The sequence below is a fragment of the Gemmobacter aquaticus genome (assembly GCF_007859075.1).
GTDB lineage: Bacteria > Pseudomonadota > Alphaproteobacteria > Rhodobacterales > Rhodobacteraceae > Gemmobacter > Gemmobacter aquaticus.
This window is the reverse complement of record NZ_VOAK01000023.1, coordinates 91,402-105,402: the sequence shown is the minus strand read 5'-3', so window position 1 is coordinate 105,402 and position 14,001 is coordinate 91,402. Positions and strand designations below refer to the sequence as shown.

Below are 14,001 nucleotides of genomic sequence, written 5' to 3'. Positions count from 1 at the left end.
AAGTCCAGATGCGGCGATCAGTCTTGATGCCCGCTCTCGGTGCAATGCCGGCGGAACGCGCGCTTCAGAAGGTCAAGCTCTGCCCGCAGCAGATCAAGTTCGGCGCGCAGGTCGTCGTCAGGCGCAATCCCGGCCTGAACAGCGATATGGCCAAGCGTCTGCCGCGTCTCGGCATCGCGCAGGATCACTGTCTGCACCCCGTCCGAGATAAGCGTTGATGGCAGCGCCAGCTTGACGATGTGGCAGCCGGGTTGATCCGGCAAGGCCGTGACATGAAGATCGGGCAGTGGCGTGCCCTGAAACAGCGCCTCGATGCGTGGATTTGCGGTCGGGGTGGTCAACACTCCCTCCCAGATCCCGGCGCGCAGTCGTAGCGGCGTCAGCATGGATTGTGTCATCGCATCACCCTACGCGCCATCAGAACCCGGCCCTCGGACGGCGCGACAGCGTCAAGTCGTGCAAGGTGATGGCGGTCATCTGCGGCTTTTCGAAGATCAGGTCGAGCCAGGCATGTTCGACGGGCCGATCTTCAAGACCAGAGTAGGCTAGGTCGAACTCAACCCGATGGGTGCCGGTCCCCGCTGGCACGGTCTGCAGGATCTGCGCCACATTCGGCCCGTGTCTCGCCTGCAGGCGGGCATAAGTGGTCTGGGGGCGTTCCGATGAAAGGGTCAGGTCCAGCTGTACGATATGCCGCGTGCCCAGATCTGCGACACCCTCGGGCGGGAAATCGACGACCAGCGAAAGGAAACTGCCGCTGAATCCATAGATCTCGATTGCAAGGGTATGCGGCGCGGTTTCCCTTGTACCTGTGCCTCGCTGTTGGCGAAGCGCGATCTCGCCCAAAGGGCAGTCGTGAAAGGTTGCAGTCTGTGCCCCGATTGGCTGGCGTGGCGCAAGCGGTGCCCATCCGGCATCGGGTAGGGGCGCTATCCACGGATCGGGGCGCCAGAACCAGTCAGTGCCCGGCGGATGGCGTGTCTCTGCTGCGCGGGCCGGCAGCAAACCCAGCCGACGGTCGGCAGTGGCGATGATCTGGTCCAGCGGACGGCGGGCATCACGGGCGCGTTGGCGCAGTTCGCGCAAGGTTCCGGGGGCAGCTTCTTCGGCGGCGCGGGCCAAGGCCTGCCATCGCCGCAGCATGCGGCGATGGGCCATGCGGTCAAGAAGCGGCTCGCGCGTTCCGGTCATCAATTCCTGGCGCCCCTTGGGGACGATTCGCTGTAGGCTGATCCGGGTCTTACCGCCTTGGGTTGATGCGCTGCCAGCGAAAACTGCCGGTCGCGGGGGACCAAGCTGGGGGAATTGTACCTTGTGCACAGCCTTTGAGGCTTTAGACTCGGGCAATCATTGAAAGGAGAGCAATTTGGACATCAGTTTACTAGAGGTTGAATCAAAGAGCTTGCTTCTGCCCGCGTTTGACGAAGTTGCGGCACTGCGTCTCGGGGATTGGTTGGTGAAGGCCGCACTCGACGCGCAGCTTCCCGTCGTCATCGATATCCGCACCGCGAACCGCACGCTGTTCCACGCCTCGCTTCCGGGGTCTTCGCCCGACAATGATGCCTGGGCACGCCGGAAATCCAATGTGGCGCTGCATTTTCAGGCAGCCTCGCTTCTGGTCGGCGAACGCATGCGACGGAGTGGCCGGACATTGGCCGATCAGGGGCTGGCCGCCTCTGATTACGCGGATCACGGTGGCGCCGTGCCGATACACGTCAAAGGGACGGGTATGGTCGCTGTGGCAACTGTCTCGGGCCTGCCGCAGCTTGAGGATCACCGTCTGGTGGTGCGCGGGTTGAAGGCGTTGCTCGCGAATGAGGCCTGAGGTCCGCCATGCCCGCCGCGCAATGATTGCATTCCTGCGGGTGTGGCCTTATGTCCAATGCCAAAACCGCGCAAAGGGCCAGCCTGAATGAACTGGATCTCGAACTACGTCCGCCCGAAGATCAATTCGCTGTTCTCGCGCCGCGAGGTGCCCGAGAACCTGTGGACGAAATGCCCGGAATGCGGGACCATGCTGTTCCACCGCGAACTGGCAGATAACCTGAACGTCTGCACCCATTGCGACCATCACATGGCGATCACCCCGCGCGAACGCTTTGCCGCGCTGTTCGACGGCGGTGTGTTCGTCGAGGTCAAGGTGCCCGAACCGATTGCCGACCCGCTGCATTTCCGCGACCAGAAGAAATATCCCGACCGGATGAAGGCTGCGCAGAAGACCACGGGTGAGCGCGATGCCATGCTGGTTGCCGAGGGCGAGATCTATCGCACCCCGGTGGTCGCCGTCGGGCAGGACTTTGCCTTCATGGGCGGCTCGATGGGCATGTATGTGGGCAATGCCATCATCGCGGCGGCCGAACGCGCGGTAAAGCTGAAGCGCCCGCTTGTGCTCTTTGCGGCTGCGGGTGGCGCGCGGATGCAGGAGGGTATCCTGTCGCTGATGCAGATGCCGCGATCGACAGTCGCCGTGCAGATGCTGAAAGAGGCGGGGCTGCCTTATGTGGTGGTGCTGACACACCCGACGACGGGCGGGGTGACGGCGTCTTACGCCATGCTGGGCGATGTGCAGATTGCCGAGCCCAATGCGCTGATCTGCTTTGCAGGCCCCCGTGTGATCGAACAAACCATCCGCGAGAAGCTGCCCGAAGGGTTCCAGCGCGCGGAATATCTGCTGGATCACGGCATGCTGGACCGCGTGACCCATCGCAAGGCGATGAAGGACGAACTCGCGACCATTCTGCGTATGCTGATGCGCCAGAGCCCGGCGGTGCGCGGCGATCTGCCGGCAGTCGATCCGGCAAAAGCCTGACGCTTTCGTAGCCCTTTGCGCCGCTTGCGGTCGTGCGCCCGAAAGGTGCGCGCGGCCAGATAGAGGTGCCGTATCCGACTGCGAGGTTTACGATGACTGATACCACCCGTTCCGATGCGCTTTTGCAGCGGATGATGGCGTTTCACCCCAAGATCATTGATCTGACGCTGGACCGGGTGCATCGCCTGCTCGCGGCGCTCGATCACCCGGAGCGGCGCTTGCCGCCTGTGATCCATGTGGCGGGAACAAACGGCAAGGGCAGCACACAGGCGATGATCCGTGCGGGGATCGAGGCGGCGGGCCAGCGCGCGCATGCCTATACCTCGCCGCATCTGGCATGGTTTCATGAACGTATCCGGCTGGCAGGCGAGCTGATCTCGGAGGATGCGCTCTCGGCCCTGCTTGATGAATGTATCGTGGCGAATGGCGGCGAAGAGGTCACCTTCTTCGAAATCACCACCTGCGCGGCACTTCTGGCCTTTGCCCGGACACCCGCCGATTTCACCCTGCTTGAGGTGGGTCTTGGCGGACGGCTTGACGCGACAAATGTGGTGGATCAGCCTAGGCTGACCATCATCACGCCGGTCTCGATCGACCATCAGCAATATCTGGGTGAGACCCTGCCCGAGATTGCCGGAGAGAAGGCGGGTATCATCAAGCGCGGTGTGCCCTGCGTCGTTGGTCCACAGGATGAGGCCGCCTTGAGCGTGATCGAGGCGCGCGCCGCACGTCTGGGTGCCCCCCTTCTGGTGCACGGCCAGCACTGGCATGTCGCGGTCGAGCGGGGCCGCATGATCTTTCAGGACGAGAACGGCCTTCTGGACCTGCCGCTGCCCAATCTGCCGGGGCCGCACCAGATCCAGAACGCGGGCGCAGCCGTGGCCGCGCTACGCCATCTCGGCTTTGGGGAAGAGGCCTGCGAGGCTGCGGTGAGCCGCGCCTACTGGCCCGCCCGGATGCAGCGCCTGAAACACGGCCCGCTGGTCGATAGCGCGCCGGGGGTGGAGTTGTGGCTCGATGGCGGTCACAATCCCGCCGGGGGCGAAGCGATTGCGGCGACGCTTTCTGCCATGGCGCCGCGTCCGACCCATGCGATCTGCGGGATGCTGAACACAAAAGACATCGGTGGGTATCTGCGCCCGCTGGCCCCCCATCTGCAAAGCCTGCATGCCGTCTCGATCCCCGGTGAGGCGAATACGCTGCCCGCCGCTGTGACGGCCGAGGCGGCGCAAGCCGCGGGCATCAAGGCAAGCGCTGCAACGTCGGTTGCGACCGCACTTGCGGAAATCGCACAAGACGACCCGAATGCGCGGGTGCTGATTTGCGGGTCGCTCTATCTGGCTGGAACGGTCCTGCGCGAGAACGGCTGATGGCAAGGGGGCCTTGCCCCCTCGCGCGTGCCGCGCTCACCCCCAAGGTATTTGTGCCAAGAGGAAGTGACAGTCCCGGTGTTCAGGCGAGATGCGGCCTGAACTGGCGGACGACCTCTTCGTAAACCGCGCGCTTGAAGGGCACGATCGAGGCAATCATCTCGTCCGCGCGGCTCCATTGCCAGCGGTCGAATTCGGGATGTTCGGTCGCGATATTGACCTGATCATCCTGACCAAGAAAGCGGAACAGGAACCATTTCTGGCGCTGGCCGCGATACTTGCCGCCCCAGACCTTGCCCAGAAGCTCGGCCGGCAGGTCATAGGTGACCCAGTCATCGGTCTTGGCGATGAATTCGACCAGGTCGTCGGTCACGCCGGTTTCTTCCCACAACTCGCGCAGCGCCGCCTTGCGGGGCTTCTCGCCATCGTCAATCCCGCCCTGCGGCATCTGCCAGGCGGGGATATGGCTGTCCTTGCGGTTGCCGGTAAAGATCAACCCGTCGCGATTGATCATCACCACGCCCACGCAGGGGCGATAGGGCAGGAGGGTAGCGTCGACTGTCATCGGCAGTATCCGGGGGCGTTGCCGCCCCCGTCCCCTTACTCTTCCGGCTGCACGGTGATCGCGGCGGCGCCGCGCAGGATGTCGACCGCATAGGCGAGCTGATAATCCTCATCGCGCAGCTTGGCGGCCTCGGCGACCAGTTCCTGCTCTTTCTGGTACTGGCGCTTCTCATCCTCGGTCATGCTGTCATTCGACAGAACGCCGCGCAGATCGGCCTCGCCGCGTGCCTTGGCTGCGGCCTCGGCGGCTGCGGCCTCGGTTCCTTCCTCGCCCGGAGCCTTGGTCGGCTGGTTCACCACGATGTCGGGCGAGATGCCAAGCGCCTGGATCGAGCGGCCCGAGGGCGTGTAGTAGCGCGCCGTTGTCAGACGCATGGCGCCATCGCCCCGCAGCGGGACAACCGACTGAACCGAGCCCTTACCAAAGCTCTTGGTGCCCACGACCACCGCGCGACGATGGTCCTGCAGGGCACCGGCCACGATCTCGGACGCTGACGCTGTGCCGCCGTTCGTCAGCACGACGATCGGTTTTCCAGCCATCAGGTCGCCCGGCTCGGCGTTGAAGCGTTCGCCATCCTGCGGGTTGCGGCCACGGGTCGAGACGATTTCGCCCTTATCGAGGAAGGCGTCTGAGACGCTGATCGCCTGGTTCAGCAGGCCGCCGGGGTTGTTGCGCAGGTCAAGCACAAGGCCGCTGACCTTGTCCATGCCACCGGCCTGTTCCACGGCCTTCTTCAGTTCGGTTTCCAGGCCCGTGAAGGTCTGGTCGTTGAAGGTGGTCAGGCGCACGACGACGGCATTGCCGACGACGCGGCCTTTGGCGGCGGTCAGCTTGATCGTGTCGCGGATGATCGAGACATCGAACGGATCGGGTGTCCCCTCGCGCACGACCGTGACCACAATCTCCGAGCCCACCTCGCCGCGCATCTTGTCAACCGCCTGGTCGAGCGTCAGGCCCAGAACGCTTTCCCCATCGACATGGGTGATGAAGTCGCCCGCCTGCATCCCGGCCTTGGCGGCCGGGGTGTCATCCATCGGGGTCACAACCTTGATGAAGCCGTCCTCTTGCGTCACCTCGATGCCGAGGCCGCCGAACTCACCGCGGGTCTGCACCTGCATGTCGTCAAAGTCATCGGCGGGCATGTAGCTTGAATGCGGGTCAAGCGAGGTAAGCATGCCGTTGATGGCCGCCTCCATCAGCTTCTTGCTGTCCACTTCTTCGACATACTGGCCGCGGATGCGCTCGTAGATATCGCCGAACAGATCAAGCTGTTCGTAGATCGAGGCATCCTTGTTCGCCTCTTGCGCAAGCATGGGTCCGGCGACCTGGGTCGTTACCAGAACCCCGGCCACGGTGCCGGCGAAAGCGGCGATCATGTAGTTCTTCATCAACTGCCTCATATTCATGGCCGACCGCGAAATGGCGGTCAGGGCACCTGCTGTTCACCGGCCAGCGGCGCCGTCGCCGCAAACCAGGGCAGAGGATCGACCGGCTCTCCTCCCTGCCGCAATTCTACATAGAGCGTTTCGGTGTCACGTGCACCGCCGCCACTTTCCGCCGAGATAAGGAATTCCTCCATCGCCGGCTCGCCGCCCCCCATCAGGCCCAGTGGCGCGCCTTCGGCCACCACTTCACCAACCTCGCCATAGACCGTTTCCATGCCCGCGAGAATGAGAAGATAGCCCGCCCCCGGTTCAAGGACGATCACGTTTCCGAAATCGAGAAGCGGCCCACGGTAGCGGATGGTTCCGGACCAGGGGGCTGTGACCAAGGCCTGCTTGCGGGTGGCAAGGACAATGCCGGGACGGCGCACGCCGGCGGCGTCGGCTTCATCGGGGCCGCGCAGCACGGTGCCCAGCACCGGCAGGGCGAGTTTGCCATGGCCAAAGCCAAAATCCTCAAGCCCCTCGGCGCCTGCCTCGGTCTCGGAAAGGCCATCGGCAAATGCGTCGAGCGTCTGTGCGCTTTCAAGCAGGGATTGAAGTGCAGCTGGGTCTTCGGTGATCCGACGCGGCAGGTCTGTCCGGTCAGAGATGGCCTGGCTCAGCGTCGTGCGTGCTTCTTGCGCGACGCGCAGCCCGTTGGCCAGAGTCTGCCCCGCCGTGGTCTGCAGGGCGCGCAGCGCGCGCACCTCGTTCAACTGGGCGCGCAGCTCTTCGGCCTCGGCCTGCAGGGCGGGGGCCACGTCGGCGACCATCATCCCGGAACGGGCGGTGCCCAGTGGTCCGGTCGGGTGCAGCAGCAGCAGGGGGGCGGGGTCGGCCTCCATCTGGCTCAGCACCGCGATCAGCTGGGAAACCCGTTCGCGCTGCGCCTCGAACTGCAGAAGCAGGGTTGCCTCGCGGATAGAGACCTGCCGCAGGCTTTCGCGCAGCGCGGTGAGGCCCTGTTCATAGGCGGTGATCGTCTGGGTCAGCGTCTTGACGCGCTCCTTGGCGCTGCGCGCACCCTCCAGCGCCTTGATTGCCACCTGCAGGTTGGTGGCGGCGACCATTGCCTGATCCGCTACGGTGGGCGGTGTGTTGGCGGCGGGTTGCGCAACGGCATGCGTTGCCTCGGCCTGGGTCTGTGCGCGCAAGGCTCCGCCCAGCCCGCCAGCAGCGAGCAGTGTCAGCAGGATGGGGAGGGCGGACTTGCGCATCAGGCGATCAGGCTCTTTCCGGTCATCTCGGCCGGCTGCGGCAGACCCATGAGCTGCAGCACCGTGGGCGCCAGATCGGCCAGCCGGCCACCGTCGCGCAGGATGGCGCCCTGCGGACCGCCGACAAGGATCACGGGGACAAGGTTCGTGGTATGCGCTGTATGCGGGCCGCCGGTTTCGGGGTCGACCATCAGCTCGCAATTGCCGTGGTCCGCCGTCACGATCATGGCGCCGCCCGCCTTTTCCAAAGCGGCAAGGGCGCGGCCAAGGCCATCATCCACCGCCTCACACGCCTTGATGGCGGCGGGAAGGCTTCCGGTATGGCCCACCATGTCGGGGTTGGCGAAGTTGACGACGATCAGATCGTAGCCCTTCTCGATGGCGCCAACCAGTTGATCGGCCACCTCGGGCTCGCTCATCTCGGGCTGCAGGTCATAGGTCGCGACCTTGGGCGAGAGCGGCATGAAGCGGTCTTCGCCGGTCGAGGGCGTCTCTTTCCCGCCGTTCAGAAAGAAGGTGACATGTGGGTATTTCTCGGTCTCGGCCAGCCGGAACTGGGTGCGGCCGTGGTCGGCCACCCACTCGCCCAGCGTGTTCACGATGTCCTGCTTGGGATAGCAGGTTGTCATGAAGCCGTTGTGGCGGGTCGAGTAGTCGACCATGCCCAGAAGGGCGGCCCACTTCGGGCGGGTGGCGGCGTCGAAGCCATCGAAATCCGGGGCGCCAAGGGCCAGCAGGATTTCCCGCGCACGGTCGGCGCGGAAGTTCAGGCAGAAGAAGCCATCGCCATCCCGGGCGCCTTCATAGCCACCGATGACGGTGGGGGCGATGAACTCATCCGTCTCGCCGCGCTGATAGGCGGCGTCCACGGCGCGATTGGCATCACCTGCCGCCTCGCCTTTCGCCGAGACGATGGCATCAAATGCGCGCGAGACGCGCTCCCAGCGGTTGTCGCGATCCATGGCCCAGTAGCGACCGATGACGGTGCCGATGCGCGCGCCCTCGGGCAGGGCCTCGGTCAGCTCGCGCATGAAGGTCACCGCGCTTGACGGGGGAACGTCGCGTCCGTCTGTGATTGCGTGCAGAACGACGGGCACGCCCGCGCCAGCGATGGCCCTGCAGGCGGCCAGAACGTGCTGGATATGCCCATGCACACCGCCGTCCGAGATCACGCCCATCAGATGCGCGGTGCCGCCCGTCGCCTGAAGCCGGGCGATGAAGTCCAGCAGGGCGGCGTTCTTGAAGAACGATCCGTCCTCGATGGCAAGATCGATCTGGCCCAGATCCATGGCGACCACGCGGCCTGCGCCGATGTTGGTGTGGCCGACCTCGGAGTTGCCCATCTGCCCGGTCGGCAGGCCCACGTCCGGCCCATGCGTAATCAACAGGTTATGCGGGCAGTTGGCCCAGATCCGGTCAAAGTTCGGCGTATGGGCCAGTGCGGGGGCGTTTGCCTCACGCTCTTCCCGGTAGCCCCAGCCATCCAGAATGCACAGAACGACGGGTTTCGGGGTGGTCATGCGCGCGCCTTTCCTTGATTTGCAGCGGTTTTACGCCGCGCCGCGCCCCGCCGCAACCGGCCAGCGCCTCTGCCGGGTGCTTCCGGCCAATCTGCGCGACTTATCGTGGGAATTCTGTTACCATGTCTACAGTTCGAAGCCTTTGGCCGTCAGGTGCCATGGCGCCCGACGACCCTTTCCTGGGAGGGAAGCGTCATGGTCGCAACGATCGGAAATCCATTATCCTGGACCGCGCGAATGATCGGGCGAGGCTCGCATCATCTCGGCGATGGCATCGCAGAGATCGGGGGCGCAGATCACGCACCGGTCGAGGTGGCCGACCTTGACATTGCGGACCTCGGCGGCGCGTTGCGCCGGGGCCTTGATGATTTCGCAGCAATGCGGACCGATGTCATGTTCGTTGTGCTGGTCTATCCGCTGATCGGCGTCTTGCTGATCGGGATGGCGCTGAACCGCGAGATGATGCCCCTGATTTTCCCCATGATCTCGGGCTTTGCCCTGCTGGGACCGGTCGCTGCAGTCGGGCTTTACGAAATGAGCCGGCGCCGCGAACAGGGGCTGCCCGTCAGCTGGGCGAATGCACTGGATGTGGCAAGCTCGCCCTCCTTTGTGCCGATCGTGGTTCTAGGGGCCTATCTGCTGGCGATCTTCACCGCATGGATGTTGACGGCCTATCTGATCTTCAATCTGACGCTTGGCCCCGATCTGCCGGTTTCAGCCGGCGCCTTTCTCACAGAGGTATTCACGACCGGTGCGGGCTGGACCATGCTGATCCTTGGGTGTGCCGTGGGCTTTCTGTTCGCGGCGCTGGTGCTGGCGACCAGCCTTGTCTCCTTCCCGCTGCTCCTCGACCGTCATGTGGGGCTGCCGGTGGCGGTGACGACATCGATGCGTATCCTGCGACAGAACCCTGTGGCCGTGATGGCCTGGGGTATGATCGTGGCGGCGGGGCTGGCCTTCGGGGCGCTGACGCTGTTTGTCGGGATGATCGTGGTGCTGCCGGTGCTGGGCCATGCGACCTGGCACCTCTATCGACGCGCGGTGGTGAACCCGCCGCGCCGGGGGTAGCCCTTACGCCCGATGATAGGGTGCGCCGGCGAGGATCGAGGCCGCGCGATAGAGCTGTTCGGCAAGCATGACCCGCACCAGCATGTGGGGCCAGACCATGCGACCAAAGCTGATCGAGAAATCGGCCCGCGCCCGAAGCGACGGGGCAATACCATCGGCACCCCCGATGACAAAGGCCACGTCCTGCCGCCCGCCATCGCGCCATTTCGCCAGCTGATCGGCGAACTCTGGTGAGGAGAGCACCCGTCCACGCTCATCCAGGGTGACAAGCACGGCGCCAGCGGGCAGCGCGCGGGCCAGAAGCTCGGCCTCGGCCTCCATGCCGCCGCCCTTCTTGTCTTCCACTTCGTGCTCAGAGAAAGGGCCGAGCGCCAAGGCCCGGCCCGTGCGGTCAAACCGCGTCCTGTAGTCGTCGATCAGGTCGCGCTCGGGGCCGGCGCGCAGCCGCCCCACGGCGCAGAGATGGACGCGCATCAGCCGTTGTCGGCCAAACCGAAAGAGGCGGGCCGCTGTTGATCTGCGGGCAGCCACATCTTTTCAAGCTGGTAGAACTCGCGCACTTCGGGACGGAAGACGTGGACGATCACATCGGCCGTGTCGATCAGCACCCAATCGCCGGTTTCCTTGCCCTCGATCTTGGACAGGCGGCCGAACTCTTGCTTCAGCCGGTCAACCAGCTTTTCCGAGATCGCCGCCACCTGACGTGACGACCGGCCCGAGCAGATGACCATGTAGTCCGCCATGTCCGACCGGCCGCGCAGGTCGATCTGCACGATGTTCTCGGCCTTGTCATCCTCCAGCGAGGCGATGATGCGGGCGAGAAGAACTTCGCTTGTGGGCTCTGCATCGCTCATGCGTGCGGCCCTTGGCCCGACCGGCAGTCCGGTCGCAGGATCAGAATGAGACAGGACATCGTCCTCCAGGTAGCGCGCCGCATCGCCCCGGCGCCGGGGTCATGGTTCAACGTAACATCACAGGCGGCGCGACTCAATGCGCGCAGGCCGGAAATGCAGGCGGGCGGGGATACACGCATTGCCGGGTAAGGGCAACCTTGGCGCGTCTGCATGCTGAAATCTTGCGTCGCAGGGGATTCGCGCGTATCTAGCCCCTATGCACGGGTTCATCTACTTCAACATCACCGATCATGCGCGGCTTCCGGCCCGCTTCTTCGGCATGACCCGCAACGCCCTCGCGCGCCTTTGATCCGGCGGGGCGCTTGACTGCGCCCATGACGCCGCATCGAACCCCAAGATTCCACAGCCATCCCGAAAGAACAGGTGAGAGCCATGACCGCTCCGCGTACGCTTTATGACAAGATCTGGGACGACCACGTCGTTCATCAGGCCGATGACGGCACCTGCCTGCTGTATATCGACCGCCATCTGGTGCACGAAGTCACCAGTCCGCAGGCCTTTGAGGGGCTGCGCACGGCCGGCCGCAAGGTGCGCGCGCCGGAAAAGACCATCGCCGTTCCAGACCACAACGTGCCCACCACCCCCGGCCGCGACACCTTCATCGAGAATGAGGAAAGCCGCATCCAGGTGGACGCGCTGGACAAGAATGCGCGTGACTTTGGCATCAACTACTATCCGGTGTCCGATATCCGTCAGGGCATCGTGCATATCGTGGGCCCCGAACAGGGCTGGACCCTGCCGGGCATGACCGTCGTCTGCGGCGACAGCCATACCGCGACCCACGGCGCCTTCGGCGCGCTGGCCCACGGGATCGGCACGTCTGAGGTGGAGCATGTTCTGGCGACCCAGACGCTGATCCAGAAGAAGTCGAAGAATATGAAGGTGGAGATCACCGGGTCGCTGCGCCCCGGTGTGACGGCCAAGGACATCACGCTTTCGGTGATCGGCGCCACGGGCACCGCAGGCGGCACCGGCTATGTCATCGAGTATTGTGGCCAGGCGATCCGCGAGCTGTCGATGGAAGGCCGCATGACCGTCTGCAACATGGCGATCGAAGGTGGCGCCCGCGCCGGTCTGATCGCTCCGGATGAAAAGACCTACGAGTACATCAAGGGCCGCCCCCATGCGCCGAAAGGTGCGGCGTGGGAGGCTGCGCTGTCCTACTGGAAAACCCTCTTCACCGATGAGGGCGCGCATTTCGACAAGGTCGTGACCCTGAAGGGCGAGGATATCGCCCCCGTGGTGACCTGGGGCACCAGCCCCGAGGACGTGCTGCCGATCACCGGCACAGTTCCGGCGCCCGAAGACTTCACCGGCGGCAAGGTCGAGGCGGCGCGTCGCTCGCTTGAATACATGGGCCTGACCGCCGGCCAGAAGCTGACCGACATCAAGATCGATACGGTCTTCATCGGGTCCTGCACCAACGGCCGGATCGAGGATCTGCGCGCCGCTGCCGCCATCCTGAAGGGCAAGAAGATTGCGCCGGGCATGCGGGCTATGGTCGTGCCGGGCTCGGGCCTTGTGCGTGCGCAGGCCGAGGAAGAGGGGCTGGCCCAGATCTTCATCGATGCGGGCTTTGAATGGCGCCTCGCGGGGTGCTCGATGTGCCTTGCCATGAACCCCGACCAGCTTGCGCCGGGCGAGCGTTGCGCGGCCACCTCGAACCGCAACTTCGAGGGCCGCCAGGGCCGTGGCGGACGCACCCATCTGTTGAGCCCCGCCATGGCCGCCGCCGCGGCCGTGACGGGCCATCTGACGGACGTGCGCGAGTTCATGGCGGAAATGGCCTGACGCATGCGACTGGCCGGGATCGACGGTTGCCCCTCTGGCTGGGTTGCCATCGTTGCCGAGGCGGATGATTTCGCCTTGGCCCGGCTTGTGCATGTCACGGACCTTGCCGATTTCTTCGACCGGCAGCGCATCGATCTTGCGGTCATCGACATCCCGATCGGGTTTGTCGATGGGCCCGAGCCACGTGATGTCGAGGCAGCGATGCGGGCCATGCTCAAGGGCAAGACCAGTTCGGTGTTCTCGACACCCTGCCGACTGGCCTTGGCCGAAGCCGTCTATTTCGACGCATCCTACGTGAACAGGCAGGAACTGCAGCGCGGTCTGTCAAAGCAGAGCTTCATGCTGTTCCCCAAGATGCGTGAGGTCGATGGCGTCGTGCGGTCACTTGGGCAAGGGCGGATACGCGAGGGTCACCCCGAGGTATCCTTTGCGGTCATGAATGGCGGTGCCGCCGTGCTCTCGCGCAAGCGCGAGCCTGCGGGGCGCAAGGACCGGATCGAGCTGCTGCAGGCACGTGGATTTGCCGCGCAAGCGCTTGTTGCCGATGCGCCGCGTGGTCTGATGGCGGCCGATGACGTGCTGGATGCAACGGCGCTTCTCTGGTCGGCGGGGCGTATGTCCCGCCGCGAACACATCACACTTCCCCCCGTCCCGTCGCGGGACGCGGTTGGCCTTGAAATGTCAGTAATCGCCTAGGCGAAAGGACACGACAGATATGGACAAGTTTACCACCATCACCGGGATCGCGGCCCCTATGCCGCTGGTCAACATCGACACCGACATGATCATCCCCAAGCAGTTCCTGAAGACCATCCAGCGGTCTGGGCTTGGCAAGAACCTGTTCGACGAGATGCGCTACACCCAGGACGGAGCCGAGATCCCCGATTTCGTGCTGAACCGCGAACCCTATCGCAAGGCCGAGATCATTGTCGCGGGCGACAACTTCGGCTGTGGTTCCTCGCGTGAGCATGCGCCTTGGGCGCTTCTGGACTTTGGTATCCGCTGCGTGATCTCGACCAGCTTTGCCGACATCTTCTTCAACAACTGCTTCAAGAACGGGATCCTGCCGATCGTCCTGCCGCAAGAGGCCGTCGACGTGCTGATGGAAGACGCGAAGAAGGGCGGCAACGCCCGGATGACAGTCGATCTTGAAGCGCAGACCGTCTCCAGCTCGGACGGTGTGACCTTCGCTTTCGAGGTTGACCCCTTCCGCAAGCATTGCCTGCTGAACGGCCTGGACGATGTCGGCCTGACACTGGAGAAGGCGTCGGCAATCGACAGCTTCGAATCCCGCGCCAAGGTACTGCGTCCCTGGGTCTGACC

15 protein-coding genes are annotated in these 14,001 nt (G+C 64.4%); 7 read left to right on the top strand and 8 right to left on the bottom strand.

What is annotated here, in order from left to right:
- Window positions 1–17: 17 nt before the first annotated feature.
- On the bottom strand, window positions 18–398 hold the full coding sequence (locus tag FQU74_RS15045) for a hypothetical protein (RefSeq protein WP_229704419.1): 381 nt from the start codon (window positions 396–398) through the stop codon (window positions 18–20).
- 19 nt (window positions 399–417) lie between these two features.
- The gene (locus FQU74_RS15040; protein ID WP_146287299.1) at window positions 418–1,191 is read right to left on the bottom strand and encodes a DUF6478 family protein; all 774 of its coding nucleotides are present in this window, start codon (window positions 1,189–1,191) and stop codon (window positions 418–420) included.
- Window positions 1,192–1,366: 175 nt separating this feature from the next.
- Between FQU74_RS15040 and FQU74_RS15035 the strand changes: the two genes are divergently transcribed.
- From FQU74_RS15035 to FQU74_RS15025, 3 genes are all read left to right on the top strand, one after another.
- Window positions 1,367–1,825, top strand: coding sequence for a heme-degrading domain-containing protein (locus FQU74_RS15035; RefSeq protein ID WP_146287298.1), 459 nt, complete (start codon window positions 1,367–1,369; stop codon window positions 1,823–1,825).
- Window positions 1,826–1,912: 87 nt separating this feature from the next.
- Entirely contained in the window at window positions 1,913–2,809 is an 897-nt protein-coding gene (gene accD / locus FQU74_RS15030) for an acetyl-CoA carboxylase, carboxyltransferase subunit beta (RefSeq protein ID WP_146287297.1), read from the top strand.
- Window positions 2,810–2,901: 92 nt separating this feature from the next.
- Window positions 2,902–4,179: a bifunctional folylpolyglutamate synthase/dihydrofolate synthase gene (locus FQU74_RS15025; protein WP_146287296.1), complete on the top strand. Its 1,278-nt coding sequence runs from the start codon at window positions 2,902–2,904 to the stop codon at window positions 4,177–4,179.
- 82 nt (window positions 4,180–4,261) lie between these two features.
- Here the strand turns inward: FQU74_RS15025 and FQU74_RS15020 are convergent, their stop codons facing one another.
- The 4 genes from FQU74_RS15020 to gpmI all read right to left on the bottom strand — a co-directional run bounded on the left by FQU74_RS15020 (window position 4,262) and on the right by gpmI (window position 8,905).
- The gene (locus tag FQU74_RS15020) at window positions 4,262–4,744 is read right to left on the bottom strand and encodes an RNA pyrophosphohydrolase (RefSeq protein WP_146287295.1); all 483 of its coding nucleotides are present in this window, start codon (window positions 4,742–4,744) and stop codon (window positions 4,262–4,264) included.
- 35 nt (window positions 4,745–4,779) lie between these two features.
- Window positions 4,780–6,132 carry a S41 family peptidase gene (locus tag FQU74_RS15015; RefSeq protein WP_146287294.1) on the bottom strand — a complete coding sequence of 451 codons (1,353 nt, stop codon included), beginning with the start codon at window positions 6,130–6,132 and terminating at the stop codon, window positions 4,780–4,782.
- Window positions 6,133–6,170: 38 nt separating this feature from the next.
- Window positions 6,171–7,238 carry a murein hydrolase activator EnvC family protein gene (locus FQU74_RS15010; RefSeq protein ID WP_373289049.1) on the bottom strand — a complete coding sequence of 356 codons (1,068 nt, stop codon included), beginning with the start codon at window positions 7,236–7,238 and terminating at the stop codon, window positions 6,171–6,173.
- 146 nt (window positions 7,239–7,384) lie between these two features.
- Window positions 7,385–8,905, bottom strand: a complete 1,521-nt coding sequence (gene gpmI, locus FQU74_RS15005) for a 2,3-bisphosphoglycerate-independent phosphoglycerate mutase (protein ID WP_146287292.1) — start codon at window positions 8,903–8,905, stop codon at window positions 7,385–7,387.
- Window positions 8,906–9,142: 237 nt separating this feature from the next.
- Here gpmI and FQU74_RS15000 point away from each other — a divergent pair, with 237 nt between their 5' ends.
- A complete protein-coding gene (locus tag FQU74_RS15000) occupies window positions 9,143–9,973 on the top strand; it encodes a DUF2189 domain-containing protein (RefSeq protein ID WP_241659878.1) in 831 nt (276 codons plus the stop codon).
- A gap of 3 nt (window positions 9,974–9,976) precedes the next feature.
- On the opposite strand, the gene rlmH is transcribed toward FQU74_RS15000, so the two are convergent.
- Entirely contained in the window at window positions 9,977–10,447 is a 471-nt protein-coding gene (gene rlmH / locus FQU74_RS14995; protein WP_146287290.1) for a 23S rRNA (pseudouridine(1915)-N(3))-methyltransferase RlmH, read from the bottom strand.
- Entirely contained in the window at window positions 10,447–10,827 is a 381-nt protein-coding gene (rsfS, locus tag FQU74_RS14990; protein WP_188781597.1) for a ribosome silencing factor, read from the bottom strand. The genes rlmH and rsfS overlap by 1 nt, the downstream gene beginning before the upstream one ends.
- Window positions 10,828–11,259: 432 nt before the next feature.
- On the opposite strand from rsfS, the gene leuC reads away from it, so the two are divergent.
- The 3 genes from leuC to leuD are packed head-to-tail and all read left to right on the top strand — an operon-like array spanning window position 11,260 to window position 13,999.
- Window positions 11,260–12,678, top strand: a complete 1,419-nt coding sequence (gene leuC, locus FQU74_RS14985) for a 3-isopropylmalate dehydratase large subunit (protein WP_146287289.1) — start codon at window positions 11,260–11,262, stop codon at window positions 12,676–12,678.
- Between the two features lie 3 nt (window positions 12,679–12,681).
- A complete protein-coding gene (locus FQU74_RS14980; protein WP_146287288.1) occupies window positions 12,682–13,374 on the top strand; it encodes a DUF429 domain-containing protein in 693 nt (230 codons plus the stop codon).
- A gap of 19 nt (window positions 13,375–13,393) precedes the next feature.
- On the top strand, window positions 13,394–13,999 hold the full coding sequence (gene leuD, locus FQU74_RS14975; protein WP_146287287.1) for a 3-isopropylmalate dehydratase small subunit: 606 nt from the start codon (window positions 13,394–13,396) through the stop codon (window positions 13,997–13,999).
- Window positions 14,000–14,001: the final 2 nt, after the last annotated feature.